Raw genomic sequence first — 26,518 nt, 5'->3', positions numbered from 1 at the left:
TTCTCTCCTGTCTCCGACGATTCACTGCCACTCGTCGCCGCAACGCCCGGAAGCCACCTCCATGATTCCCCGGCACGGCGGTGTTCAGCCGTCCGCCGCGGCAGGGATCAGCGCCCGGAGAGCGTGCGGACCAGCTCCTCGGCCGTGCGGCAGCGGTCCAGCAGCCCCTCGACGTGCGCCCGCGTGCCGCGCAGCGGCTCCAGGGTGGGCACCCGCTGCAGGGAGTCGCGGCCGGGCAGGTCGAAGATCACCGAGTCCCAGGAGGCGGCGGCCACCGCGTCGGCGTACTGCTCCAGGCAGCGGCCGCGGAAGTACGCCCTGGTGTCCTCCGGAGGCTTGCTGCAGGCCCGCTCCACCTCGGCCTCGTCCAGCAGCCGCTTCATCCTGCCGCGGGCCACCAGGCGGTTGTACAGGCCCTTGTCGGGGCGCACGTCGGCGTACTGCAGGTCCACCAGGTGCAGCCGGGCGGCGTCCCAGTCGAGGCCGTCGCGGCGCCGGTAGCCCTCCATCAGCTCTCTCTTGGCCACCCAGTCCAGCTCGCCCGCCAGGCTCATCGGGTCGTTCTCCAGACGGCCCAGGACGTCCTCCCAGCGGGCCAGGACGTCCCTGGTCTGCTCGTCGGCGTCCGTGCCCCAGCGCTCCTCCACGTACTTGCGCGCCAGCTCGTAGTACTCCATCTGCAGCTGCACCGCGGTGAGCCTCCGCCCGCTGCGCAGCGTGACCAGGTGCCGCAGCGACGGATCGTGGCTGACCTCGTGCAGGGTGCGCACGGGCTGGTCCACGGCCAGGTCGACGGCGATGAAGCCGTCCTCGATCATGGACAGCACCAGGGAGGTGGTGCCGAGCTTGAGGTAGGTGGAGATCTCCGACAGATTGGCGTCCCCGACGATCACGTGCAGCCGGCGGTACTTCTCGGCGTCCGCGTGCGGCTCGTCGCGGGTGTTGATGATGGGCCGCTTGAGCGTGGTCTCCAGGCCGACCTCGACCTCGAAGTAGTCGGCCCGCTGGCTGATCTGGAAGCCGTGCTCCGAGCCGTCCTGGCCGATTCCGACCCGGCCCGCGCCGGTGACGACCTGGCGGGAGACGAAGAAGGGCGTCAGGTGGCGCACGATCTCCGAGAAGGGGGTCTCCCTCTTCATCAGGTAGTTCTCGTGCGTCCCGTAGGAGGCGCCCTTGTTGTCGGTGTTGTTCTTGTAGAGGTGGATCGGACGGGCGCCGGGGGTCTCGGCCGCGCGGCGGGCGGCCTCCGCCATGATCCGCTCGCCCGCCTTGTCCCACAGCACCGCGTCGCGCGGATTGGTCACCTCGGGGGCGCTGTACTCCGGGTGGGCGTGGTCGACGTACAGCCGCGCGCCGTTGGTGAGGATCACGTTCGCCAGGCCGATGTCCTCGTCCGTGAGCTGGCTGGCGTCGGCGGCCTCGCGCGCGAGGTCGAATCCGCGGGCGTCGCGCAGCGGGTTCTCCTCCTCGAAGTCCCAGCGGGCGCGGCGCGCCCGGTGCATCGCCGCCGCGTAGGCGTTGACGACCTGGGACGAGGTGAGCATGGCATTGGCGTTCGGATGGCCGGGCACGGAGATCCCGTACTCCGTCTCGATGCCCATTACTCGCCGTACGGTCATGCGGCCCTCCTTGCCCGGCGGCGGCCCGCCGTCGGGCCGCCGCTCAAGTCCCGCTGCGCCTCCGCCGGCCCGTACCCGGTCCTCGGGCCCGCACTGCGCGAGGCGGCAGTACGGACGAGCCTAGGACGGTCGGACCGCGGTTGGGAGATCATCGCCGACCTCCCCGCCTTCCTCGGAAAAGATCCGGCTGCGGATGCCATTCCCCTCCCGGCGGGAGGGGAACCCGGACATCCGCAGCCGGACGGTGACTTCTTACAGGTACTGACCGGTGTTGGCCACCGTGTCGATGGAGCGTCCGGTGTCCGCGCCCTGCTTTCCGGTGACGAGGGTGCGGATGAAGACGATCCGCTCGCCCTTCTTGCCGGAGATGCGGGCCCAGTCGTCGGGGTTGGTGGTGTTGGGCAGGTCCTCGTTCTCCTTGAACTCGTCCACGCACGCGGCGAGCAGGTGGGAGACCCGCAGACCCTTCTGGTTGTGGTCCAGGTACGCCTTGATCGCCATCTTCTTGGCCCGGTCGACGATGTTCTGGATCATCGCGCCCGAGTTGAAGTCCTTGAAGTACAGGACCTCCTTGTCACCGTTGGCGTAGGTGACCTCCAGGAAGCGGTTCTCCTCGGACTCCGCGTACATGTGCTCGACGACCGACTGGATCATCGCGGCGACGGTCGCCTCGGGGTCGTTGTTGTGCTCCGCGAGGTCGTCCGGGTGCAGCGGGAGGTTGGGCGTCAGGTACTTCGAGAAGATGTCCCTGGCGGCCTCGGCGTCCGGACGCTCGATCTTGATCTTCACATCGAGGCGGCCGGGGCGCAGGATCGCCGGGTCGATCATGTCCTCGCGGTTGGAGGCGCCGATGACGATGACGTTCTCCAGGCCCTCCACACCGTCGATCTCCGAGAGCAGCTGCGGGACGATGGTGTTCTCCACGTCCGAGCTGACGCCGGAGCCGCGGGTGCGGAAGAGGGAGTCCATCTCGTCGAAGAAGACGATGACGGGCGTGCCCTCGCTCGCCTTCTCCCTCGCGCGCTGGAAGACCAGCCGGATGTGCCGCTCCGTCTCGCCGACGTACTTGTTGAGCAGCTCGGGACCCTTGATGTTGAGGAAGTAGCTCTTCCCCTGGGGCCGCCCGGTCACCTCGGCGACCTTCTTGGCCAGGGAGTTGGCGACGGCCTTGGCGATGAGCGTCTTGCCGCAGCCGGGCGGCCCGTACAGCAGGACGCCCTTGGGCGGACGGAGTTCGTGCTCCTTGAACAGGTCCGGGTAGAGGTAGGGCAGCTCCACCGCGTCGCGGATGAGCTCGATCTGCCCGCCCAGGCCGCCGATCCTGGTGTAGTCGATGTCCGGGACCTCTTCGAGGACGAGCTCCTCGACCTCGCTCTTGGGGACGACCTCGTAGACGTACCCGGAGCGCGGCTCCAGCAGCAGCGCGTCACCGGCGCGCAGCGTGGTGTTCAGCAGCGGCTCGGCGAGCCGCACCACGCGCTCCTCGTCGGTGTGCCCTATCACCAGGGCGCGCTCGCCGTCCTCCAGGACCTCCTTGAGGGTGACGATGTCCCCGGCGCGCTCGAAGTCCATGGCCTCGACCACGTTGAGCGCCTCGTTCAGCATGACCTCCTGGCCACGCTTGAGCTCGCCGAGGTCGATGCTGGGGCTGACGTTCACCCGGAGCTTGCGCCCGCCGGTGAAGATGTCGGCCGTGCCGTCCTCGTTCGCCTGCAGGAAGACCCCGAAGCCGGCCGGTGGCTGGGCCAGCCGGTCGACCTCCTCCTTGAGGGCCACGATCTGGTCGCGGGCCTCGCGGAGTGTGCTGGCGAGCCGCTCGTTCTGCGCGGACACGCTGGCCAGGTTCGTCTGCAGCTCGACGATCCGCTCCTCGAGAATCCGAGTGTGCCGCGGAGAGTCGGCGAGCTTGCGGCGCAGGACGGCGATCTCCTGCTCGAGATGGGCAACCTGGCCGGCCGGGTCGTCGGTACCCCGCTCGGGCCGGATGCCGCGGTTGATGTCGTCGTCGTGGGCTGCCACGGTCCTCACCTCCTCCAAGGGGAGCTGGACGCTTCCTGACCCTACCTGGCGTGCCGGGGGTTGAAACCCCTAGATCACGAAGACGGTCGGGCCTTGTCCGATCTTCACCCTTGCGCACTCCCTTACCCCGGGTGAATACCCACCCAACCCTCCCGGAAAGAGGTCGGTTGTATCGTCGAGACCGCCAACCCCCGTCACGGGTGGCTCTATTTCGCCAAGATCACATCAGGTTTCCGGTACACAGTCCGGTCACGAGGGCAGGAACGGCAGGCAGCGGCATGGGTGCGCAGAAGGAACAGGCCGAGGAACTGGAAGTCTGGATCGACCAGGACCTCTGCACCGGGGACGGCATCTGCGCCCAGTACGCGCCCGACGTCTTCGAGCTGGACGTCGACGGGCTCGCCTACGTCAAGCCCCCGGCCCCCGACGGCGGTGAGGCGGAGCTGCTGACGGAACCGGGAGCGGCCGCCCCCGTGCCGCTGCCGCTCCTCGGCGACGTGGTGGACTCGGCCCGGGAGTGCCCGGGCGAATGCATCCACGTACGACGGGTTTCGGACAAGACCGAGGTGTACGGCCCCGACGCGCGGTAGCGGGTCACACGCTCCGCGCCGTGGGCGCCGCCTCCAGCACGAACGTCCCGTCCCGCCAGTCCCACTCGACGTCCCTCATCCGGTCCGGACAGCAGCGGGGCACCTCGTCCGAGGAGTAGCCGAGCAGGCGGGCGCGGACCGTGCCGTCGCGGGCGGTGAGCCTCTGCACGGTCATGCCCTCCTCCGGGTCCACCAGGGTCTCGGCGATCCTCGGCCGGGCTCCCTCGCGGGTGGGGTGCGCCAGGACGTACACCCCGCCGGGCGGTGTGCCGATCCCCGCGGGACAGCGGACCGCCGCGACGGTCTCGGCCCGCCCGTCGCCGTCGAAGTCCACCGCGGCCCGGTCGGTCACCTCGGGCCGTTCGCGTCCGCAGTCCAGCGGGTAGCGGGCCTCCTCCGCGTCCGGGCCGGGGGCCACCGCGGCGTCCGGGGTCGGCGTGGCCGTGGCGCCGGCGGGCCGCAGGAGCGCGGCGCCGCCCAGCACGGCGCCCAGCGCCGCGGCCGTGACGATCCAGTGCACCGCGCGGGCGCGGGTGTGCGGAAGCGCGGGACGGGAAGGCGGCGGGGAGGACGGCGCCGCCGGGGCGGGCTGGGGAGGGACGTACGCGGAGGGAGCGGGACGGGACCCGGAAGGGGACGACGCGGAGGGGGACGGCGCAGAGCCTGCCGGAAGCTGCACGCGGGTCGACTCCTGTGAGTGCGGGCGGCCGGGGGTGTCCAGCATCGTGCCACACATCACACGGCGGCGGAACGGCCGGGTCCGGCCCGCCCCGCCGGGCGGCACGGCGGCGGCGAGCCGCCGTGCCGCCCGATCAGCTCCGGCCCGAGCCGCCGCCCGGTCCGGTGTAGTCCTCGCCGTAGGCGCCCTTGGCGGGGCGGCGGCGGCGCATCGGGGGCTCGACGCCGTCGGCGAGGCGGCGGGCGGTGAGCAGGAACCCGGTGTGCCCGACCATGCGGTGGTCGGGGCGGACGGCCAGTCCCTCGACGTGCCAGGTGCGGAGCAGGTTCTCCCAGGCCGTCGGCTCGTTGAAGGTGCCGTGCTCGCGGATCGACTCCACCGTGCGGGCGAGCTGGGTGGTGGTGGCGACGTAGGCGCACAGGATGCCGCCGGGCACGAGCGCCTTGGAGACCGCGTCCAGGCACTCCCAGGGGGCGAGCATGTCCAGGATGACCCGGTCGACGTCGGTGTCCGACAGGTTGTCCTGGAGGTCGCCGACGGTGAGCCGCCAGGCGGGGTGGGGGCCGCCGAAGTAGCGCTCGACGTTCTGCCTGGCGATGTCGGCGAAGTCGGCGCGGCGCTCGTAGGAGTGCAGCATGCCCTGGTCGCCGACGGCGCGCAGCAGGAAGGTGCTCAGTGAGCCGGAGCCGACGCCCGCCTCGACGACGCGCGCGCCGGGGAAGATGTCGGCCATCGCCAGGATCTGCCCCGCGTCCTTGGGATAGACGACGGCCGCGCCGCGCGGCATGGACAGGACGTAGTCGGGGAGCAGGGGGCGCAGCGCGAGGTAGGCGACGTTACCCGTGGTACGGACGACCGTGCCCTCGGGAGCACCGATCAGCTCGTCGTGGGGGAAGGCTCCCTTGTGGGTGTGGAAGCTCTTCCCTTCCTCGAGCGTGAAGGTGTAGTGGCGTCCCTTGGGGTCGGTGAGCTGGACCTGGTCCCCGACCTGGAAGGGCCCGCGACGGCGGGCGGCACCGGTCGGTTCGGACATGGGGGCAAGCCTAGTCGAGCCGGGCCCCGGTCCGTAATCGAGGCCCCCTCGGCCCCGCGCTCCGGGGGTCGCGGCCTCAGGAGGCGGGCTTGGCCATGGCCGCCACGAAGGCCCGCTCCACGTCGGCGGCGGAGAGCACGCCGTAGATCTCGCCCGTCTCCTCCACCACCAGGTACTCCGTGGCCGGGGTGGCCCTCAGGTACTCCAGGAGCTCCTCCCCCGCCAGCTCGGCCCACACCCGCATGCCGTCGGTGATGTCCTGGGCGAGGGTGCTCACCGCGACCCAGGGGCGGCGGTGCTCGGGCACGCCGACGATGGCCGCCTCGCGCACGATGGCGACCGGGTCGCCCTGGCCGTCCACGACCACCAGCGCGCGGGCCCCGGCCTCGTTGGCGCGGCGCAGCCCCTCCGACAGGGGGGTGTCGGAGGCGACGGGGACGGCCCGGCGGGTGAGGGCCCGGGCGCTCAGCTCGGGCAGGCGCTCGCGCAGCCGGGCCATCCGCAGGCTGTTGCCGGCGCCGGTCCAGATGATCGCGGCGAGGATCGCGGCGAGCAGGGCGTCGATGAGCGACTCCTGGCTGCCGAACCCCTCGTCGGCGTAGCCCCCGGCGTAGCCGAGCAGCGGCATCCCGACGAGGACGGCGACGGCGAGCGCCCGCCCGGTCCAGGCGGCGGCGACGGTGCCGGTCATGGCCCTGCCGCTGATCTTCCAGATCACCGCGCGCAGCATCCGGCCGCCGTCCAGGGGCAGGCCGGGCAGGAGGTTGAAGACCGCGACGATGAGGTTGGAGACCATCAGCCCGGCGAGCAGCACGGCGGGCACCGTGCCGTGCTCCACCACGAGCAGGCCCAGGTAGAACACGCCCGACAGGAGCAGGGAGAGCAGCGGCCCGACGAACGCCAGGACGAACTCCCGGCCCGGCGTCTCGGTCTCCTTCTCGATCTCCGACACCCCGCCGAAGAACTGCAGCTGGATACGGCGCACGGGGAGCTTGAAACGGAGCGCGGCCACGGTGTGCGCCAGCTCGTGGACCAGGACGGAGGCGTAGAAGGCGACCGCGAAGAACAGGGAGACCAGGTAGCGGGCCGCGCCCAGCTCCGGCAGCACGCGCTCCAGCTGGCCGCCGAAGACCCAGGTGATCAGGGCCGCGATGACGAACCAGCTCGGCGCCACGTAGACGGGTACGCCGAAGGGGCGGCCCATCAGGATGCCGCCGCCGCTCTCCCGCGGGCGACCCGGCCCGTTCCTCGCCGGTTTGCCGGAGCCGGGCTCCCGCCGCCCGTTGTTGTCCGTGTCCGCCACGGGTTCCCCTCGTAGAAAGTGCCCTCGCACCCGCCGGTGGCGCCCCCGCGGTCGTGCGGCGCGGGGGAGGTGCGAAGGGGTACGCCATCGATGGTAAGCGGCAGTGTGTCGGTACCGGGCCGTAGGGTCTTCACCATGGTCTCCCGATCGGCATCCGGCAAGGCGCCCTCTCCGGCGTCGCCGCCCAACTCCCTGTCACCGTCGCGTGCCGCCGACTTCATGCAGTGCCCGCTGCTGTACCGCTTCCGGGTGATCGACAAGATCCCCGAGAAGCCGACGCCCGCCGCCACCCGGGGAACGGTGGTCCACGCGGTGCTGGAGCGGCTCTTCGACTCCCCCGCGGCCGAGCGCAGCGTGCGGCGGGCGAGGTCGATGGTGGTCCGGGAGTGGGAGCGGCTGCTGGCCAAACGCCCGGAGCTGGCCGAGCTGTTCACCGGGGACGGCGAGGACGGCGGCGAGGGAGCCGCCGACGGCGCCGAACTGGCGCGGTGGCTGGCCCAGGCGGAGGAGTTGGTCGAGCGGTGGTTCTCCCTGGAGGACCCGGCCCGGCTGGAACCCGCCGAGCGCGAGCTGTTCGTGGAGGCGCGGCTGGAGTCGGGGCTGCGGCTGCGCGGCATCATCGACCGGGTGGACGTGGCGCCCACCGGCGAGGTGCGGATCGTCGACTACAAGACCGGCAAGGCCCCCCGTCCCGAGTACGCGGCGGACGCGCTGTTCCAGATGAAGTTCTACGCCCTGGTGCTGTGGCGGCTGCGCGGCACGGTGCCGCGCCGGCTGCAACTGGTCTACCTGGGCAGCGGGGACGTGCTCAGCTACGACCCGGACGAGGCCGACCTGCGCGGTGTGGAGCGCAAGCTGCTGGCCCTGTGGGACGCGATCCGGCGGGCGACCGAGACCGGCGACTGGCGGCCCAGGCCCGGGCCGCTGTGCGGCTGGTGCGCGCACCGGTCGCTGTGCCCGGAGTTCGGGGGCACCCCCCCGCCGTATCCGCTGGTGGTCCAGCCCCGGCTGCCCGACGGCCTCCCGGACGGGGGCGGCGCGGCCTCTTAGGCGAGAATGGGGTCCGTCCCGAGCCCCAGGCCCCGTGAGGAGTTTCCGTGGCAATCCGCGTCCTGCTGGTCGACGACCAGCCACTGCTGCGCACCGGTTTCCGGATGATCCTGGAGGCCGAGGGCGACATCGCCGTGGTGGGTGAGGCCGGGGACGGCCAGCAGGCACTGGACCAGGTACGGGCGCTCCAGCCGGACGTGGTGCTGATGGACATCCGGATGCCCCGCATGGACGGGGTGGAGGCCACCCGCCGGATCACCGGCCCGGCCAAGGACGGCGCCGCCAGGGTGCTGGTGCTCACCACCTTCGACCTGGACGAGTACGTGGTGGAGGCGCTGCGCGCGGGCGCCAGCGGCTTCCTCCTCAAGGACGCCCCGGCCGCAGAGCTGGTGCAGGCGATCCGGGTGGTGGCCGCGGGCGAGGCGATGCTCGCGCCCAGCATCACCCGCAAGCTGCTCGACAAGTACGCCGGGAAGCTGCCCTCGGGCGAGGAGCGGGTTCCGGACAGCCTCCACACCCTCACCGAGCGCGAAGTGGAGGTCCTCAAGCTGGTGGCGCGCGGGCTGTCGAACGCCGAGATCGCCGCGGAACTCTTCGTCAGCGAGACGACGGTGAAGACCCACGTGGGGCATGTGCTGACCAAGCTGGGCCTGCGCGACCGGGTGCAGGCGGCGGTGTACGCGTACGAGAGCGGACTGGTCCGCCCCGGCGACCGGTGAAGGCGGGGCGGGGCGGCCTTCCGCCGCCCCGCCCCGCCCGGACCCCCGCCGGTTCCTGCCGTCAGTCCCCGGCGCCCTTGCCGATCTCCCAGAAGCGGAAGACGGTGGAGGCGTCCAGCGTCCACTCCAGCCCGGAGACGTCCTCGCGCGCCACGGCGTACTGCTTGCCCTGCCAGACGGGCAGGATCGGCAGGTCCCGGGCGACGATGTCCTGGATGGCGCCGAAGTCCTCGACGGTGGCGGCGCGGTCGCTCGTCGAGGCGGTGCGCGGCAGCAGCTCGGAGGTGATCCGGCCGGCGTCGTAGCCGTTGCGCAGCACGTTGTCCTCGCCGAAGAACGGCGCGGTGAAGTTGTCGGCGTCGGGGTAGTCGGGCACCCAGCCCTTGACGTACACGCCGTACTTCCCCGCGTCGATGTCCTTCTCGTACTGCTCCAGCTCGACGCTCCTGACCGTGGCCCGGAACAGGCCGCTGGCGTTGAGCTGCCGGGCGATCTCCCTGAACTCCCGGACGGTGTCGGGTCCGTAGCGCACCGGGGTGGCCCACAGGGTCAGTTCGACCTTGTCCTTGATGCCCTCGGCCCGCAGGGCGTCCCTGGCCTTGTCCGGCTGCGGCCGGTCGCCGTAGGTGTCGAAGAAGGCGGTGTTGTGGCCGGTGATCCCGGCGGGGACGATGGAGTACAGCGGCTCGGCGGTGCGCCGGTAGACGTCGCGGACCAGCGCGGAGCGGTCCAGCAGGTAGGCGATGGCCTGGCGGACGCCCTTCTTGCCGGTGACCGGGTGGTCCGTGTTGAACACCAGGTGGTGCACCTCGGCGCTGGAGCCGTCGACGACCTCGATCCCGGTGTCCTCGGACGACGTCTCCAGGTCCGCGATGTCGTCCGTGGCCAGTCCGCGGTAGGCGAGGTCCACCTCGCCGCTCTGCACGGCCTCCTTCAGCGCCTTCTGGTCGCCGTGGAAGAGCCGCATGGTCATTCCGGAGTTCTTGACCTCGGCGGGCCCGGTGTAGTCCGGGTTGACGGAGAAGACGGCCTCCTTCTCGCCGAAGGAGTCCAGCTTGTAGACGCCCGAGCCGACGGCCTTGCCGTCGGTGCGCAGCTTGTCGGCCGGGTACGCGCGGTGGTCGACGATGGACCCCGCGCCGGAGGCGATCTTCTGCGGGAAGGTGGCGTCCGGCCGGTCGAGACGGAAGACGACGGTCCGGTCGTCCGGCACCTCGATCTTCTCGATGGTCGACAGCAGCACGGCCGGCCCGTTGGGGTCGTTGATGCGCAGCGTCCGCTCGAAGGAGAACTTCACGTCCTCGGAGGTGAGCGGATTGCCGTTGGTGAACTTCAGCCCGTCCTTGAGCGTGCACCGGAAGACCCGGCTCTCGCCGTCGGTGAACTCGCACTTCTCCGCGGCCTCGGGCTGCGGGGAGGTCCCGCCCCGGGGGAAGGCGAGCAGCGACTGGAAGACGTTGTTGAAGACCAGCCACGAACCGGGGTCGTAACCGGAGGCGGGATCGGTGGCCAGGACCTCGTCGGTCATCCCCATCACGATCCGCTCGCCCACCCCGGCACTCGCCGCGTCCTGCTCACCGCATCCGGTGAGCAGGACGGCGATCAGGGCCGTACCTGCCGCAAGCGTCCGCCCACGCCTTTTCCTCACGTATCCGTCCTCGATCCGTCTCTGTCCGGGTATCTGCCCTTGCGCCCCCGTTCCGCGGAACCGCGCCGCCCCTCGGGGGCGGCGCGGTTCCGCTCCGTTCAGCCTTGCGTGCCCCGGCCCAGCTCCCACAGCTGGAGCACCGAGGAGGAGTTGAGCGCCCACTCCACTCCCGTGACGCCCTCGCGGGCGGCGACGTACTGCTTGCCCTGCCACAGCGGCAGCACGGGCACCTCGTCGGCGACGATGTCCTGGGCGCGGACGAAGTCCTCGACGGCCCCGTCCCGCTCCTCCTTCACCCGGGTCCGCGGGATGAGCTGGTTGCGGATCTCGTTGTTGGCGTACCGGGAGCCCAGGAAGTTGTCCTTGCCGAAGAACGGGGCGATGAAGTTGTCCGGGTCCGGGAAGTCCGGGAACCAGCCCATGCCGTAGATCTCGTACTGCTGCTTCCTGGCGGTGGGAAGGTACGTCTTCCACGGCACGCCCTCGGCGGTCGCCTTGAACAGCCCCGAGTCGTTGAGCTGCCTGGCGAGCGTCGTGAACTCCTTCTCCGTGGCCGGACCGTAGTGGTCGGTGGTGTAGGTGAGCCGGACGCGGACCGGGGTCTCGACGCCGGCGCTCTCCAGGATGTCGCGGGCGGCCTCGACGTCCGGCTCGCCGTAGGTGTTGAAGAAGGAGTTGCGGTGGCCGGTCAGCCCGCTGGGGACGATGGAGTACAGCGGCTCGGCGGTCCGGTCGTACACGTCGCGGACCAGTTCGCCGCGGTCCACCACCTGGGCGATGGCCTGGCGCACGGCCTTGCGGCCGACGGTCTTGTCGTCGGTGGCGAAGGCGAGGTAGCGGATCTCCTGGCCGGACATCTCGAAGACCTCGATGCCGTCGCCCTCCTCGCCGGTCAGCCGCTGGATCTGCTCGGGCGACAGGCTCCGGTTCATCACGTCGACCTCGCCGTCGACCATGGCCTTCTCCATGGCCTCGGAGTCGTCGAAGAAACGCAGCTCGACCTTGTCGTTGTTCAGTTCCAGGTCGCCCTGGTACTGCTCGTTGCGGGCGAGGACCGCCCTGCCGCTCTCGGCGTCGAAGGACTCCAGGACGTAGGGACCGGAACCGGTGATCTCGTAGCCCTCGAGGACCTTGTCGGCCGGGTAGACCTCGCTGTCCACGATCGCCGTCGCCGGGGTGGCGAGCTTGTGGGGGAAGGTCGCGTCGGGCTGCTTGAGGTGGAAGACCACCTCGTGCTCGGAGGGGGCCTCGACGCGGTCGAGGGTGTCCAGCAGCGACGCCGGGCCGCCGGGGTCGGCGATGCCGATCATGCGCTCGATGGAGAAGACGACGTCCTCCGCGGTCAGTGCGTTGCCGTTGGAGAACTTCAGGCCCTTGCGGAGGGTGCAGCGGTACTGCTCGCTGCGCTGGTCGGTGAAGCCGCACTTCTCGGCGGCCTCCTCCTCCGGCTGGGTGCCCGCCCGGGGCAGCCGCATGAGGGTCTGGAAGGTGTTGCGGAAGACATTCCAGGTGGTGACGTCGTAGACGGCCGCCGGGTCGAGCGGAGCGGGCGCGTCCGCCGTCGCCTCGATCCGGTCGGTGGTACCGACAACGATCGTTCCGCCGTTTTCGCCCCCGCTCTCGTCGCCGCACGCGACGAGAGCCGGAGCGAGCAGTCCCACCACGGCGGGCAGTACCAACAACTTACGGTTCATCGGTGACGGTCTCCTCGTCCGGCCGTTGTTGCGGAATGTATGGCCGGGGCACAGACATTAGTAGCCGAGGCACATGCCTCCCGTCCGGGTCGGCGGCAAGGAAATATCACGTCCCGATAACGGGCAAGCATCATCCGATAAACGGACGCCGGAGCGATCGGCGCGAGCGGGCACCAACCGGGACACATGGACGCCCCGAAAAAGGGCGAAGACGACCCGCGGCCACAGCGGGATTCACCCACCGGGCCGCACCGACGTGACGAATGTCACGCCCTCAACTGGCAGACGAAAAGCGAGAATTCGGCCACCGCATTAGTCACGGAAAATAAGCGCGCCAATGCCCACAGTTTTCCGTGTATTCGCCGCGCGGCGAACGGCGCACTCTCAGTGTACGGGCGTGATCAGAGAGCGCAGAAAAGGCAGGTCCACTTCTTCCAGAGACGTCACGACGGTCCGCTTCTCCGCCGGTTCGATGCACGTCACCGACGGCACCGCCACCACCGGGCAGCCGGCCGCCTCCCCCGCCGCCACACCCGTCGCGGTGTCCTCCACCACGACACAGCACGCCGGGTCCGCCCCGAGCCGGGAGGCCGCCAGCAGGTACGGGTCCGGGTACGGCTTGGTGCGCTCCACCTCGTCCCCCGCCACGGTGAGGGCGAAGTGCTCCGGCCCCAGGGAGACCAGCATCCGCTCCATCACCCTGCGGTGCGAGGCCGACACCAGCGCCGCGGGCACCCCGTGCGCGACCAGTTCCGTCAGCAGCCGCCGGGCGCCGGGCATCAGGGAGACACCCCGCCCGATGCGCTCGATGAACCTGCTGTTCAGCAGGACTGTCAAGTCCGCCAGCGAGATGTCCGCCCCGGTGGCCTGAATGAGGTAGGTGGCGCTCCGGCTCATCGGCCCGCCGACCACCACCTCCCGGTGCTCCTCCGCCAGCTCGTACCCCAGCTCGGCGAACACCTCCACCTCGGTCTCCCACCAGAAGCCCTCGGTGTCCACCAGAGTGCCGTCCATGTCCAGCAGGACGGCCTGGAGACCCGTGGCCGCGGGAGCCGCGTGGGCGACGCCCGGAGAGGGGGCCCGCCTGCCGAGGACGGGAAGGGACACCCCTCCGTCGAAGGCGGGCTCGGCGGCCCCTCCGTCGAGGGCGGGGGACATCTCGGTGCGGGAACGGGGACGGGTCATCCGATACCTCCTGCAAGGGGCGCGAAGGCCGGTCGCCCGACCCCCGCGGGATCGGGCAACCGGCCTCTACCGGACAGAACAGTGTACGGCGGACCGCCGGCTACCGCGCGTTGAAGTACTTGGCCTCGGGGTGGTGGACGACGAAGGCGTCGGTGGACTGCTCGGGGTGGAGCTGGTACTCCTCCGACAGCTTCACCCCGATCCGCTCGGGCCGGAGCAGCTCGGCGATCTTGGCCCGGTCCTCCAGGTCGGGACAGGCCCCGTAGCCCAGCGAGAAGCGGGCCCCCCGGTACTTCAGGGCGAACATGTCCTCGATCGCGTCCGGGTCCTGCCCGGCGAAGCCGAGCTCGGCGCGCACCCGGGCGTGCCAGTACTCCGCCAGGGCCTCGGCGAGCTGGACCGACAGGCCGTGGAGCTCCAGGTAGTCGCGGTAGGAGTCGGCGGCGAACAGCTCGGCCGTGGCCTCGGAGATCCGGTTGCCGACCGTGACGACCTGCAGCCCGACCACGTCGGTCTCACCGGAGTCGGCGGGTCGGAAGAAGTCCGCCAGGCACAGCCGGCGTCCGCGGCGCTGCCGGGGGAAGGTGAACCGGGTGCGCTCGGTGCCGTCCTCGGCCAGGATCACCAGGTCGTCGCCCTCGGAGACGCAGGGGAAGTAGCCGTAGACGACCCCCGCCTCCAGGAGGTTCTCGGTGTGGAGCCGCTCCAGCCAGCCCCGCAGCCTGGGGCGCCCCTCGGTCTCGACCAGCTCCCGGTAGCTCGGCCCGTCACCGGTGCGGGCCTGCTTCAGCCCCCACTGGCCCTTGAACAGCGCGTCCTCGTCCAGCCAGGAGGCGTACTCCTTGAGCGGAACGCCCTTGACCACCCGGCTGCCGAAGAACGGCGGGGTGGGGACGGGGTTGTCGACCGCCACGTCCGAACGGACCGGGCCCTCCTCGGCGCGCTCGGCCACCTCCACGGTGGCCGCCCGCACCCGCCGCTGCCGCAGCTCGGGCAGCTTCGCCCCGGGCACCCCCCGCTTGACGGCCATCATCGCGTCCATCAGCCGCAGCCCCTCGAAGGCGTCGCGGGCGTAGCGGACCTCGCCGTCGTAGATCTCGTGGAGGTCCTGCTCGACGTAGGCGCGGGTCAGCGCCGCGCCGCCGAGGATGACCGGGTACTTCGCGGCCAGCCCGCGGGCGTTGAGCTCCTCCAGGTTCTCCCTCATGACCACCGTGGACTTCACCAGCAGCCCGGACATGCCGATCACGTCCGCGCCGTGCTGCTCGGCGGCCTCCACGATCGCCGACACCGGCTGCTTGATCCCGAGGTTGACCACCGTGTAGCCGTTGTTGGACAGGATGATGTCCACCAGGTTCTTGCCGATGTCGTGGACGTCGCCGCGCACGGTGGCCAGCACGATCGTGCCCTTGCCCGCCTCCCCCTCGACCTTCTCCATGTGGGGCTCCAGATGGGCCACCGCGGCCTTCATCACCTCGGCGGACTGGAGCACGAACGGCAGCTGCATCTGTCCGGAGCCGAACAGGTCGCCGACCACCTTCATCCCGGCCAGCAGCGTGTCGTTGACGATCTCCAGCGCCGGACGGGACGCCAGCGCCTCGTCCAGATCGGCCTCCAGCCCGTTGCGCTCGCCGTCGATGATCCGCCGCTGCAGCCGCTCCTCCAGCGGCAGCGCCGCCAGCTCCTCGGCCCGGGAGGCCCGCACGCTCTTGGCGTCCACCCCCTCGAACAGCGCCAGGAACCGCTGCAGCGGGTCGTAGCCCTCCCGCCGCCGGTCGTAGATCAGGTCCAGGGCCACCTCGACCTGCTCCTCGGGGATCCGGGCGATCGGCAGGATCTTCGCGGCGTGCACGATGGCCGAGTCCAGCCCGGCCTTGACGCACTCGTGCAGGAAGACGGAGTTGAGCACCATGCGGGCGGCCGGGTTCAGCCCGAAGGAGATGTTGGACAGCCCCAGCGTGGTCTGCACCGCCGGGTGGCGCCGCTTGAGCTCGCGGATCGCCTCGATGGTCGCCACCCCGTCCTTGCGGGACTCCTCGGTGCCGGTGCAGATGGTGAACGTCAGGCAGTCGACGAGGATGTCCTCCTCGCGGATGCCCCAGTTCCCGGTCAGGTCGGCGATCAGCCGCTCGGCGACCGCCACCTTCCGCTCGGCGGTCCGGGCCTGGCCCTCCTCGTCGATGGTCAGCGCGATCAGCGCCGCCCCGTGCTCCCTGGCCAGCCCGGTGATCCGCGCGAACCGCGAGCCGGGACCGTCGCCGTCCTCGTAGTTCACCGAGTTGATCACCGCCCGGCCGCCCAGCTTCTCCAGCCCGGCCGCGATCACCGCCGGCTCGGTGGAGTCCAGCACGATCGGCAGCGTGGAGGCCGTCGCCAGCCGCCCGGCCAGCTCGGACATGTCCGCCACGCCGTCGCGGCCCACGTAGTCCACACACAGGTCGAGCAGGTGCGCGCCCTCGCGGATCTGCTCGCGCGCCACCTCCACGCAGTCGTCCCAGCGGCCCTCGAGCATGGCCTCGCGGAACTTCTTCGACCCGTTGGCGTTGGTCCGCTCCCCGATCGCCAGGTACGCGGTGTCCTGCCGGAACGGCACCGCCTGGTACAGCGACGCCGCCCCCGGTTCCGGGCGCACCTCCCGCCGCGCCGGGGCCAGGTCCCGCACCCGCTCCACCACCTGCCGCAGATGCTCGGGAGTGGTGCCGCAGCAGCCGCCCACCAGGGACAGCCCGTAGTCGGCCACGAACGTCTCCTGCGCGTCGGCCAGCTCGCCCGGGGTGAGGGGGTAGTGGGCCCCCTCCGCTGTCAGCTCCGGCAGTCCGGCGTTGGGCATGCACGCGATCGGCACCTTCGCGTGCCGGGCCAGGTAGCGCAGGTGCTCGCTCATCTCGGCCGGGCCGGTGGCGCAGTTCAGGCCGATCATGTCGATGCCCAGCGGCTCCAGCGCCGTGAGCGCCGCGCCGATCTCGCTGCCCAGCAGCATGGTGCCGGTGGTCTCCACCGTCACCGAGCAGATCACCGGCAGCTCCAGCCCGGCCTCCGCCAGCGCCCGGCGGGCGCCCAGCACCGCGGCCTTGGTCTGCAGCAGATCCTGGGTGGTCTCGATCAGCAGCGCGTCCGCGCCGCCGGCGATCAGCCCCTCGGCGTTGCGCCGGTAGGCGTCCCGCAGCGCGGCGTACTCCACATGCCCCAGGGTGGGCAGCTTGGTGCCCGGCCCCATCGAGCCCAGCACCCACCGCGGCCGGCCGTCGGAGGCGGTGAAGGAGTCCGCCACCTCGCGCGCGATCCGCGCCCCGGCCTCGGACAGCTCCACGATCCGGTCGGCGATCCCGTACTCCCCCAGCGCCGACAGGTTCGCGCCGAAGGTGTTGGTCTCCACGCAGTCCACCCCGACCGCGAAGTACGCCTCGTGCACCGAGGCCACGATGTCCGGGCGGGTGACGTTCAGGATCTCGTTGCAGCCCTCCAGCTGCTGGAAGTCCTCCAGGGACGGCTCCGCGGCCTGCAGCATGGTGCCCATCGCCCCGTCGGCCACCACCACCCGCGAGGCCAGCGCCTCGCGGAGGGCGTCGGCACGGGGGTTCTTCGACGGGCCCGCCGGGGCGGACGGGGGCAGGGGGGCGGACGGGGACTGCGAGGCTGCCATGAAGGGCTCCCTGGGGTGCGACGGCTGTCGGCTATGCGTCTTCCGTGCGGAAGCGCACCCAGTCAGGGTATCCGCCGGCGCTCCGGGGCCAGGGGGTGTTCCGAGGAGTGGACGGCCGCGGGCCGGACGGCTACCACGGCATCGTCATGATCCGATAGCGTTCGACATCGCCGAATCCCTTTTCCGGTCTGCCGGAGCGAGAACCGAACAGAGAAGAGGTGCGCGATGGCCCGGACGATCCAGTCGCTGGAGCGGGCGGCGGCGGTGCTGCGGTTGCTGGCCGGGGGCGAGCGCCGTCTGGGACTGTCCGACATCGCCTCCGCCCTGGAGCTGGCCAAGGGCACCGCCCACGGTCTGCTGCGCACCCTCCAGCAGGAGGGCTTCGTCGAGCAGGACCCGGTCTCGTGCAAGTACCAGCTCGGCGCCGAGCTGCTGCGCCTGGGCAACAGCTACCTGGACGTGCACGAGCTGCGGGCCCGGGCCCTGGTATGGACCGACGACCTGGCCCGGTCCAGCGGCGAGAGCGTCTACCTGGGCGTGCTCCACCAGCGGGGCGTGCTCATCGTGCACCACGTCTTCCGTCCCGACGACAGCCGCCAGGTGCTGGAGGTGGGGGCGATGCAGCCGCTGTACAGCACAGCCCTGGGAAAGGTGCTGGCGGCGTACGACCCGGTGGCGCGCAGCGAGGCGATGGGCGTCGAGCGCGAGGCCCTGACGGCGCGCACGGTCACCGGGCGGGAGGCGTTCGAGGGGGTCCTGGAGCTCACCCGGGCCCGCGGCTGGGGCTCGGACGTGGAGGAGACCTGGGAGGGCGTGGCCTCCGTCGCCGCCCCGATCCACGACCACCGGCGGATGCCGGTGGGCGCCGTGGCGGTCACCGGCGCGGTGGAGCGGGTGTGCGTCGGCGGGTCGATCCGGCCGCGCCTGGTGGCCGCGGTGCGGGACTGCGCCCGGGCGGTCTCGCGCGACCTGGGCGCGAGCCGCTTCTGAGACCGCGGGCCCCCCGCCGGGCCTTTCCCTTCCCGGCTCCCCCCTTCTCTGCTCCCCCTTCCCTGCTTTCCCTTCCCTGCTCCCCCTTCCCTGCTTTCCCTTTCCGGCGGGTCCCCGCGACCGCCTCGGTGGGGCGCCTGTTTTCGCTTGGCACACTTTTATCCTGTTCTCCCGCCTGTTCCCCGGTCCGCTTCCGTCCACGGGGTCGTGTTCGGCCGGCTCGGGGCGGGCTGTGCGGGCGGGTGTTTTCGGGTTGTTCGTTCTGCTTCTTCCGCGCGGGGCCGTTCCCGGGTTCTGTTCCGTCCGTCCATGCCCTTGACGGGATGTTCGCCGCGCATAAAACTGCCGTTCGGCGGTCGACAATGTCGAACACCGAACGGAACTCCGTCCGCCTGCCCCACATCCTCCATCCGGCTCCCCGGACACGAGCAAAGGAGTCGCGGGTGTCCAGCTCCGACATATTCCTGGGCGAGACCATCGGCACCGCCGTCCTCATCCTGCTCGGCGGCGGCGTGTGCGCCGCCGTCACGCTCAAGCGCTCCAAGGCGGTGGGCGCGGGCTGGGTCGCCATCACCTTCGGGTGGGGTTTCGCCGTCCTCACCGCCGCCTACATCTCCCTGGGGCTCTCCGGGGCCCACCTCAACCCGGCCGTCACCGTCGGCATCGCCGTGCAGAGCGGCGAGTGGGGCGACGTGCCCCTCTACGTGGCGGGCCAGATGCTCGGCGCCATGGCCGGCGCCGCCCTGGTGTGGGTCTGCTACTACGGCCACTTCCAGGCGCACCTGACCGACCGCGAGACCGCCGGCGGCCCCGGCGCGGAGCCGGTCCCCGCCGGCGGGCGGCGCTCCGGCGCCCCCGGCCCGGTGCTCGGCGTCTTCTCCACCGCGCCCGAGATCCGCCACCCCGTGCAGAACCTGGCCACCGAGACCGTCGCCACCACCGTGCTGGTCCTGGCGATCCTCACCCAGGGCCTCACCGAGGGGCTGGCCCTGTCCGGCACCGGCGTGCTCGTCACCGCCCTCGTGGTCGTCGGGCTCGGCCTGTCGCTGGGCGGCCCCACCGGCTACGCCATCAACCCGGCCCGCGACCTGGGACCGCGCATCGTCCACGCCCTGCTGCCGCTGCCGAACAAGGGCGGCTCGGACTGGGGCTACGCCTGGGTTCCGGTGGCCGGCCCCCTGCTGGGCGGGGTCCTCGCGGGCTGCCTCTACCGCCTCGCGTTCACCTGAGCGCCCTCCCCGACGCCCCTTCCGAAGAAACCCGCGATCCCGCGCCCTCTTGGAGCACCCACCATGAGCGACACCCGCCGCGAGTTCATCGCCGCCATCGACCAGGGCACGACCTCCAGCCGCTGCATCGTCTTCGACCGGGACGGCCGCATCGTCTCCGTCGGCCAGAAGGAGCACGAGCAGATCTTCCCCGAGCCGGGCTGGGTCGAGCACGACGCCGCCGAGATCTGGACCAACGTCCGGGAGGTGGTCGCCGAGGCCCTCGACCGGGCGGGCATCACCCGCGAGGACGTCCGGGCCCTGGGCATCACCAACCAGCGCGAGACGACGCTGCTGTGGGACAGGACCACCGGCGAGCCGGTCCACAACGCCATCGTCTGGCAGGACACCCGAACCGACGCCCTCTGCCGCGAACTGGGGCGCAACGTCGGACAGGACCGCTTCCGCCGCGAGACCGGCCTGCCCCTGGCCAGCTACTTCGCGGGCCCGAAGATCCGCTGGCTGCTGGACCACGTCGAAGGACTGCGCGAGCGCGCCGAGGCGGGCGAGATCGCCTTCGGCACGATGGACTCCTGGCTGATCTGGAACCTCACCGGAGGCACCGACGGCGGCGTGCACGTCACCGACGTCACCAACGCCTCCCGCACCCTGCTGATGAACCTGCGCACCATGGACTGGGACCCGAGGATCTGCGACTCCATCGGCGTGCCCATGGCGATGCTGCCCGAGATCCGCTCCTCCTCCGAGGTCTACGGCGAGGCCCGGGGCGTCCTGGAGGGCGTGCCGGTGGCCTCCGCGCTCGGCGACCAGCAGGCCGCGCTGTTCGGCCAGACCTGCTTCTCGCCGGGCGAGGCCAAGTCGACCTACGGCACCGGGACCTTCCTGCTGCTCAACACCGGCTCCCAGGTCGTCAACTCCTACAACGGCCTGCTGACCACCGTCGGCTACCGCATCGGCGACCAGGACCCGGTGTACGCGCTGGAGGGCTCGATAGCCGTCACCGGCTCGCTGGTGCAGTGGATGCGCGACCAGATGGGGCTGATCAACAGCGCCGCCGAGATCGAGACGCTGGCGAGCTCGGTCGAGGACAACGGCGGCGCCTACTTCGTCCCCGCCTTCTCCGGGCTGTTCGCCCCCTACTGGCGTTCCGACGCGCGCGGGGTCATCGCGGGCCTGACCCGCTACGTCACCAAGGCGCACATCGCCCGGGCGGTGCTGGAGGCCACGGCCTGGCAGACCCGCGAGATCGTCGACGCGATGGCGAAGGACTCCGGCGTCGAGCTGACCGCCCTGAAGGTGGACGGCGGCATGACCAGCAACAACCTGCTGATGCAGTGCATCTCGGACGTGCTGGACGCCCCGGTGGTGCGGCCCATGGTCGCCGAGACCACCTGTCTGGGCGCCGCCTACGCCGCCGGCCTGGCCGTCGGGTTCTGGCCCGACACCGACGCGCTGCGCGCCAACTGGCGGCGGGCGGCGGAGTGGACGCCCCGCATGGCGGCGGACGTCCGCGAACGCGAGTACGAGAACTGGCTCAAGGCCGTGGAGCGGACCATGGGCTGGATCGAAGAGGAGAAGTGAACCGCATGAACACCCTGCGAGGCGTCCCCACCCTCGGGACGCGCCCGGCCCCCGGACCCGCTCCGGGCCGCGCCGAGACCAGGGAGGTGCTGTCGGGCGCCGTCTTCGACCTGCTGGTCGTGGGCGGCGGCATCCTGGGCACCTCGGTCGCCTGGCACGCCGCGCAGGCGGGGCTGCGGGTGGCGATGGTGGACGCCGGGGACTTCGCCGGCGCCACCTCCTCCGCCTCCTCCAAGCTCGTCCACGGCGGTCTGCGCTACCTGCAGACCGGCGCGGTGAGGCTGGTCGCCGAGAACCACCACGAGCGGCGGGTGCTGGCCAGGGACGTGGCCCCGCACCTGGTCAACCCGCTCACCTTCTACCTGCCGGTCTACCGGGGCGGCCCGCACGGCGCGGCCAAGCTCGGCGCGGGCGTCTTCGCCTACTCGGCCCTGTCGGCCTTCGGCGACGGGGTGGGGCGGCTGATCTCCCCCGCGAGGGCCGCCGCCGCCAACCCCGCGCTGCGCACCGAGAACCTCAGGGCGGTCGCGGTCTACGGCGACCACCAGATGAACGACTCCCGGGTCGCGGTGATGACCGTCCGGGCCGCCGTGCACAGCGGCGCCGTGGTCCTCAACCACGCCGAGGTCACGGGCCTGCGCTTCACCCACGGCCGGGTCACCGGCGCCGAGGTGCGGGACCGGCTGGACGGCACCGAGTTCGGCGTCGACGCCCGCCTGGTGCTCAACGCCACCGGCCCGTGGGTGGACCGCCTGCGGCGGATGGAGTACGCGGGCGCGGCTCCCAGCGTCCGGCTCTCCAAGGGCGCCCACCTGGTGCTGCGGCGCAAGGCGCCGTGGAAGGCCGCCATGGCCACGCCCGTCGACAGGTACCGCATCGCCTTCGCCCTCCCCTGGGAGGACCACCTGCTGCTGGGCACCACGGACGAGGCGTACGAGGGCGACCCGGCCGACGTCGCCGTCACCGAGGCCGACATCCGGCAGATCCTGGACGAGGCCGCGCTCTCGGTGCGGGACGAGCACCTGGACCGCGGCCTGATGACGTACGCCTTCGCGGGCCTGCGGGTGCTGCCCGGCGGCCCGGGCGGCGTGGAGTCCGCCAAACGGGAGACGGTGGTCACCGAGGGCCGCGGCGGGATGCTCTCGGTCGCGGGCGGCAAGTGGACCACCTACCGGCACATCGGCCGCACGGTGCTGCGGAAGCTGGCGAAGCTGCCCGGCGTCTCGGCCGCCGGGATCACCGAGGACGCCGTGCCGGTCTCCGAGCTGGTGCGCCGGGTGCCGCTGCCGGGGGTGGCCAACCCCGACGCGGTCGCCCACCGGCTGCTGGTGGACCGCGCGCCGGGCGTCCCGCTCGATCCGCCGACCGCCCGGCACCTGGCCACCCACTACGGGGCGCTGGCCTTCGACATCGCCCGCCTGGTCCACGAGGACCCGGCGCTGGGCGAGCGCGTCCACCCGGACGCCCCGGAGATCTGGGCCCAGGTGGTCTACGCCCGGGACCACGAGTGGGCGGCGACGGCGGACGACGTGCTGCGCCGCCGCACCACGCTCACCGTCCGCGGCCTGGACACCGAGGAGGTCCGCGCCGGGGTCGAGGAGGTGCTGGCGGCGCGCCCGCGGTGACGCCCGCGCCCGCTCAGCGTCCTCAGCGTCCCCCGCGTCCCGCGGGCCCGTACGGCACCGGCCTCCCCGCCCGTACGGGCCCGCGCCCGTGAGCGGCGCCGGGCCCCGCGCCGGGGAACGCCCGCCGGCGCCGGGCAGGACCGGCGTGGCCCGCCGAGCCCTCCGGACCGTCCCGCCCGCCCCGCCCGGCTCACCCCGCCGTCGGCAGCGGAAGGCCCTCCGGCAGCAGCCCGCGCCCGGTCAGCTCGTGCCACAGCCCGTCCGGGACCTCGTGCGCGAACATCCGCGCGTTGTCCCGCACCTCCTCCGCGGTGGCGCAGCCGACCACCACCGAGGCCACCGCGGGGTGGCCGAACGGGAAGCGCAGGGCGGCCGCCCTCAGCGGCACCCCGAACTCCGCGCACACCTCCCCGATCCGCCGCGCCCGCTCCAGCAGCTCCCGCGGCGCCTCGCGGTAGTCGAACGTGGCGCCGGGACGGGGGTCGGCGAGCAGCCCCGAGTTGTAGACCCCGCCGACGACGACGGAGGTGCCGCGCCGGGAGCAGACCGGCAGCAGGTCGGCGGCGGCCCGGTGGTCCAGGAGGGTCCAGCGGCCCGCGCACAGCACCACGTCGACGTCGAGGTCGGCGACGAACCGGGCGAGGTGGTCGCTGTGGTTCATGCCGAAGCCGATCGCCCCCACCGCTCCCTCCGCGCGCAGCTCGGCCAGCGCCGGGAAGCCCGTCTCGTACACCTCGCGGACGTGGTTCTCCACGTCGTGCAGGAGCAGGACCTCCACCCGGTCGGTGCCCAGCCGCTCCAGGGACGCCTCGACGGTGGCCCGGATCCCGTCCCGGGTCAGGTCCCACACGCGGGCGCGCGGCGGGGTGTCGACGAAGCCCTCGCCGTCGGGCGGCTCCTCGCCCGGGGCGAGCGGGCGCAGCCGCCGGCCGACCTTGGTGGAGACGGTGAGCGCGGCGCGGTCGCGGCCGGCCAGCGCGCGGCCGATGCGCTCCTCCGAGAGGCCGACGCCGTAGTGGGGCGCGGTGTCCAGGTACGTCCAGCCCTCCTCCAGGGCGGCCCCGACCACCGCGCGGGCCTGCTCCTCGCCGACGGGGCGGCGGAAGTTCCCGATGGGGGCGCAGCCGAGGCCGAGGGGTGTCACCCGCACTCCGGTGCGGCCCAGCGTCCGTGTCGCGGACTGTCTCGTCATGGTGGCCGTGGCTCCTTCTCCGTGTCGTCCCTGTGCTCGTCCCTGTGTTCGTCCCCGCGCCGTTCCCGTACCGTACGCGTGCCGTGCGGGGGGTGTCCCGCCGGCCGGTCCTGCCCCGCCGGCCGCTCCCGGGCAGCCGCGGCGTCCGTGCCCGCTCCCCGGTCCCGGCGCGGTCCTCGCGCGCCGCCGTCCCGAAAGGCGTGCGGAGGCTGCGGAGCGGGCACGGTCACGCCGTAGGCTGGGGCCGCACGGTAATGAGGACGTCAGCCGGTACGGAGCCAGGTGCTCCGCGTCGGCCGGAAGGAGGCACTGGGTGATCGAGCTCGAGGGGGTTCCCGAGCTGGTTGACCCGGTCATGGTGGCCGCGTTCGAAGGCTGGAACGACGCCGGTGACGCCGCCTCCGCCGCGGTCGCCCATCTGGAGCGGGAGTGGAAGGGGGAGGTGTTCGCGGCGCTCGACGCCGAGGACTACTACGACTTCCAGGTCAACCGGCCCCAGGTGTGGCTGGAGGGCGGTGCGCGCAGGATCACCTGGCCCACGACCCGCTTGTCGGTGGTGCGGCTCGGCGAGGCCGACGGCCGGGGCCGGGCCCGCGACCTGGTGCTGGTGCGCGGCATCGAGCCGAGCATGCGCTGGCGTTCGTTCTGCAACGAGATCCTGGGCTTCGCCCACGAGCTCGGCGTGGAGATGGTCGTCGTGCTCGGCGCCCTGCTCGGCGACACCCCGCACACCAGGCCGGTCCCGGTCACCGGAACGACGTCCGACCCGGACCTGGCCCGCACGATGGATCTGGAGGAGTCCCGCTACGAGGGGCCCACGGGCATCGTCGGCGTCCTGCAGGAGGCGTGCGCGCACGCGGGCGTTCCGGCCGTGAGCCTGTGGGCCGCGGTGCCGCACTACGTCTCGCAGCCGCCCAACCCGAAGGCGACCCTCGCCCTGCTCAACCGGCTGGAGGACCTGCTGGACGTGCGGATCCCGCTGGGCGAGCTGCCGGAGGACGCCCGGGCCTGGCAGCTGGGCGTGGACCAGCTCGCGGCCGAGGACAGCGAGGTGGCCGAGTACGTGCAGTCGCTGGAGGAGGCGCGGGACACCGCGGACCTGCCGGAGGCGACGGGCGAGGCGATCGCCAAGGAGTTCGAGCGCTACCTGCGGCGGCGCGACGGCCACACCGCCGGCGGCGGCACGGCCTCCGAGAGCGGCTCCTACCTGCGCGACACCTCCGGGGACCTCGGCGGTGGCCGGGGCCGGACGCCGAAGCCCCCGGAGGAGGGGGACGAGGGCGGGGACGGCCCGGAGGAGCCCGGCGAGGACGGACCCGGCACCGGGACGCCCGGCGAGGACGCCTGACCCGGACGACGGCGCAGCGCCCCGGCCGGCCCGTGAGGGGCCGGCCGGGGCGCTGCCGTGTCCGGGGTCCGTGTCCGGGACGTGTCAGAGGGCGACGCCCAGCAGGGCGTCCACGGCACGGGTCACCAGGCCGGGAGCCCCGGTGTCGGTGCCGCCGGCCTCCCGCTGGCGGTCGGCCCAGCGGTCGACGGCGGCCAGCGCGGCGGGGGCGTCGAGGTCGTCGGCGAGGGCCTCGCGGATCTCCTCCACCAGGTCGTCGGCCGGCGGGCCGTCGGGGCGGGAGACGGCGGCGCGCCAGCGGCCGAGCCGTGCGACCGCCTCGTCCAGGACGGCGTCCGTCCACTCCCAGTCCGAGCGGTAGTGGTGGGCCAGGAGGGCCAGGCGGATGGCGGCCGGGTCGGTCCCGTCGCGGCGCAGTCTGCTGACGAAGACCAGGTTCCCTCTGGACTTGGACATCTTCTCGCCGTCCAGGGCGACCATCCCGGCGTGGACGTACGCCTTGGCGAAGGGGTGCTCGCCGGTGAGCGCCTGGGCGTGCGAGGCGCCCATCTCGTGGTGGGGGAAGGCCAGGTCGGAGCCGCCGCCCTGGACGTCGAAGCCCATGCCCAGGTGCTCCAGGGCGATGGCGACGCACTCGATGTGCCAGCCGGGGCGGCCGCGGCCGAGCGAGCCGCCGTCCCAGGAGGGCTCGCCCTCGCGGGCGGCCATCCACAGGATCGGGTCGAGCGGGTTCTTCTTGCCGGGCCGGTCGGGGTCGCCGCCGCGTTCCGCGGACAGGTGCCGCATCGTCTCGGCGTCCAGGCGGGAGACCCCGCCGAAGCGGGGGTCGGCGGAGACGGAGAAGTAGACGTCGCCGTCGATCTCGTAGGTGGCGCCGGCGTCGCGCAGCCGCTCGATGAGCGGGACGATCATGGGTATGGCCTCGACGGCGCCGACGTAGTGCTTCGGGGGGAGCATGCGCAGGGCGGTCATGTCCTCGCGGAAGAGGGCCGTCTCGCGCTCGGCCAGTGCGGTCCAGTCGTCGCCGGTGGCCGCGGCCCGCTCCAGCAGCGGGTCGTCGACGTCGGTGACGTTCTGCACGTAGTGGACCTGCCGCTTGGTGTCGAGCCACACGCGCTGCACGAGGTCGAACGCGTTGTAGGTCGCCGCGTGCCCGATGTGGGTCGCGTCGTACGGCGTGATGCCGCAGACGTACAGGCGGGCGACGGGACCGGGGGCGAGGGTCACCCGTCCGCCGGTCGCGGTGTCGTGGAGGCTGAGGTCGCGGCCCTGACCTGGCAGGGCGGGCACCTCGGAAGCGGGCCAGGCATGCATGGTCATGAGCGTAACCGGCGATCGGCGGTCCCCACGAGCGGGATCCGCGCAGTGGCC

The 26,518-nt window shown here is 72.3% G+C and carries 19 protein-coding genes; 8 read left to right on the top strand and 11 right to left on the bottom strand.

All coding sequences use genetic code 11. From position 1 onward, the window contains the following. Positions 1–107: 107 nt before the first annotated feature. Both dop and arc read right to left on the bottom strand, forming a co-directional pair. Positions 108–1,619, bottom strand: coding sequence for a depupylase/deamidase Dop (dop, locus tag ABD358_RS09595; protein ID WP_344630467.1), 1,512 nt, complete (start codon positions 1,617–1,619; stop codon positions 108–110). A gap of 252 nt (positions 1,620–1,871) precedes the next feature. Further along, the gene (gene arc, locus ABD358_RS09590) at positions 1,872–3,638 is read right to left on the bottom strand and encodes a proteasome ATPase (protein WP_344630466.1); all 1,767 of its coding nucleotides are present in this window, start codon (positions 3,636–3,638) and stop codon (positions 1,872–1,874) included. Between the two features lie 278 nt (positions 3,639–3,916). Here arc and ABD358_RS09585 point away from each other — a divergent pair, with 278 nt between their 5' ends. Further along, positions 3,917–4,228, top strand: coding sequence for a ferredoxin (locus ABD358_RS09585; protein WP_344630465.1), 312 nt, complete (start codon positions 3,917–3,919; stop codon positions 4,226–4,228). A gap of 4 nt (positions 4,229–4,232) precedes the next feature. Here ABD358_RS09585 and ABD358_RS09580 read toward each other — a convergent pair whose 3' ends face one another. The 3 genes from ABD358_RS09580 to ABD358_RS09570 form a co-directional block, all read right to left on the bottom strand. After that, a complete protein-coding gene (locus ABD358_RS09580) occupies positions 4,233–4,748 on the bottom strand; it encodes a hypothetical protein (protein ID WP_344630464.1) in 516 nt (171 codons plus the stop codon). Between the two features lie 292 nt (positions 4,749–5,040). Further along, positions 5,041–5,940, bottom strand: coding sequence for a tRNA (adenine-N1)-methyltransferase (locus tag ABD358_RS09575; RefSeq protein ID WP_344630463.1), 900 nt, complete (start codon positions 5,938–5,940; stop codon positions 5,041–5,043). 76 nt (positions 5,941–6,016) lie between these two features. Continuing rightward, positions 6,017–7,243: a site-2 protease family protein gene (locus tag ABD358_RS09570; RefSeq protein ID WP_344630462.1), complete on the bottom strand. Its 1,227-nt coding sequence runs from the start codon at positions 7,241–7,243 to the stop codon at positions 6,017–6,019. 135 nt (positions 7,244–7,378) lie between these two features. Between ABD358_RS09570 and ABD358_RS09565 the strand changes: the two genes are divergently transcribed. Beyond that, positions 7,379–8,293, top strand: a complete 915-nt coding sequence (locus tag ABD358_RS09565) for a RecB family exonuclease (RefSeq protein ID WP_344630461.1) — start codon at positions 7,379–7,381, stop codon at positions 8,291–8,293. Between the two features lie 47 nt (positions 8,294–8,340). After that, positions 8,341–9,012 carry a response regulator gene (locus tag ABD358_RS09560; protein WP_344630460.1) on the top strand — a complete coding sequence of 224 codons (672 nt, stop codon included), beginning with the start codon at positions 8,341–8,343 and terminating at the stop codon, positions 9,010–9,012. 61 nt (positions 9,013–9,073) lie between these two features. Here ABD358_RS09560 and ABD358_RS09555 read toward each other — a convergent pair whose 3' ends face one another. The 4 genes from ABD358_RS09555 to metH all read right to left on the bottom strand — a co-directional run bounded on the left by ABD358_RS09555 (position 9,074) and on the right by metH (position 17,182). Next, complete coding sequence (locus tag ABD358_RS09555) at positions 9,074–10,660, bottom strand: ABC transporter substrate-binding protein (RefSeq protein WP_344630459.1); 1,587 nt, start codon at positions 10,658–10,660, stop codon at positions 9,074–9,076. Positions 10,661–10,758: 98 nt separating this feature from the next. Beyond that, entirely contained in the window at positions 10,759–12,354 is a 1,596-nt protein-coding gene (locus ABD358_RS09550; RefSeq protein WP_344630458.1) for an ABC transporter substrate-binding protein, read from the bottom strand. Between the two features lie 384 nt (positions 12,355–12,738). Continuing rightward, positions 12,739–13,539 carry an HAD family hydrolase gene (locus ABD358_RS09545; RefSeq protein WP_344630457.1) on the bottom strand — a complete coding sequence of 267 codons (801 nt, stop codon included), beginning with the start codon at positions 13,537–13,539 and terminating at the stop codon, positions 12,739–12,741. A gap of 100 nt (positions 13,540–13,639) precedes the next feature. Next, positions 13,640–17,182, bottom strand: coding sequence for a methionine synthase (gene metH, locus ABD358_RS09540; protein ID WP_344630456.1), 3,543 nt, complete (start codon positions 17,180–17,182; stop codon positions 13,640–13,642). A gap of 225 nt (positions 17,183–17,407) precedes the next feature. On the opposite strand from metH, the gene ABD358_RS09535 reads away from it, so the two are divergent. The 4 genes from ABD358_RS09535 to ABD358_RS09520 all read left to right on the top strand — a co-directional run bounded on the left by ABD358_RS09535 (position 17,408) and on the right by ABD358_RS09520 (position 22,607). After that, a complete protein-coding gene (locus tag ABD358_RS09535; protein ID WP_344630455.1) occupies positions 17,408–18,172 on the top strand; it encodes an IclR family transcriptional regulator in 765 nt (254 codons plus the stop codon). A 443-nt stretch (positions 18,173–18,615) separates the two neighbouring features. Then, complete coding sequence (locus ABD358_RS09530; protein ID WP_344630454.1) at positions 18,616–19,401, top strand: MIP/aquaporin family protein; 786 nt, start codon at positions 18,616–18,618, stop codon at positions 19,399–19,401. A 63-nt stretch (positions 19,402–19,464) separates the two neighbouring features. Then, a complete protein-coding gene (gene glpK, locus ABD358_RS09525; protein ID WP_344630453.1) occupies positions 19,465–20,982 on the top strand; it encodes a glycerol kinase GlpK in 1,518 nt (505 codons plus the stop codon). Between the two features lie 5 nt (positions 20,983–20,987). Next, the gene (locus tag ABD358_RS09520) at positions 20,988–22,607 is read left to right on the top strand and encodes a glycerol-3-phosphate dehydrogenase/oxidase (protein WP_344630452.1); all 1,620 of its coding nucleotides are present in this window, start codon (positions 20,988–20,990) and stop codon (positions 22,605–22,607) included. 190 nt (positions 22,608–22,797) lie between these two features. Here ABD358_RS09520 and ABD358_RS09515 read toward each other — a convergent pair whose 3' ends face one another. Further along, positions 22,798–23,799, bottom strand: coding sequence for an aldo/keto reductase (locus ABD358_RS09515; protein ID WP_344630451.1), 1,002 nt, complete (start codon positions 23,797–23,799; stop codon positions 22,798–22,800). A gap of 313 nt (positions 23,800–24,112) precedes the next feature. On the opposite strand from ABD358_RS09515, the gene ABD358_RS09510 reads away from it, so the two are divergent. Then, positions 24,113–25,147 carry a PAC2 family protein gene (locus ABD358_RS09510; protein ID WP_344630450.1) on the top strand — a complete coding sequence of 345 codons (1,035 nt, stop codon included), beginning with the start codon at positions 24,113–24,115 and terminating at the stop codon, positions 25,145–25,147. Between the two features lie 84 nt (positions 25,148–25,231). Here the strand turns inward: ABD358_RS09510 and mshC are convergent, their stop codons facing one another. Continuing rightward, positions 25,232–26,461 (bottom strand): cysteine--1-D-myo-inosityl 2-amino-2-deoxy-alpha-D-glucopyranoside ligase, encoded by a 1,230-nt coding sequence (gene mshC, locus ABD358_RS09505; protein WP_344630449.1) that lies wholly within the window; start codon positions 26,459–26,461, stop codon positions 25,232–25,234. Positions 26,462–26,518: the final 57 nt, after the last annotated feature.

The organism is Streptomyces glaucosporus, from assembly GCF_039533345.1.
Classification (GTDB): domain Bacteria; phylum Actinomycetota; class Actinomycetes; order Streptomycetales; family Streptomycetaceae; genus Streptomyces; species Streptomyces glaucosporus.
This window is presented reverse-complemented; position numbering and strand designations above follow the sequence as displayed.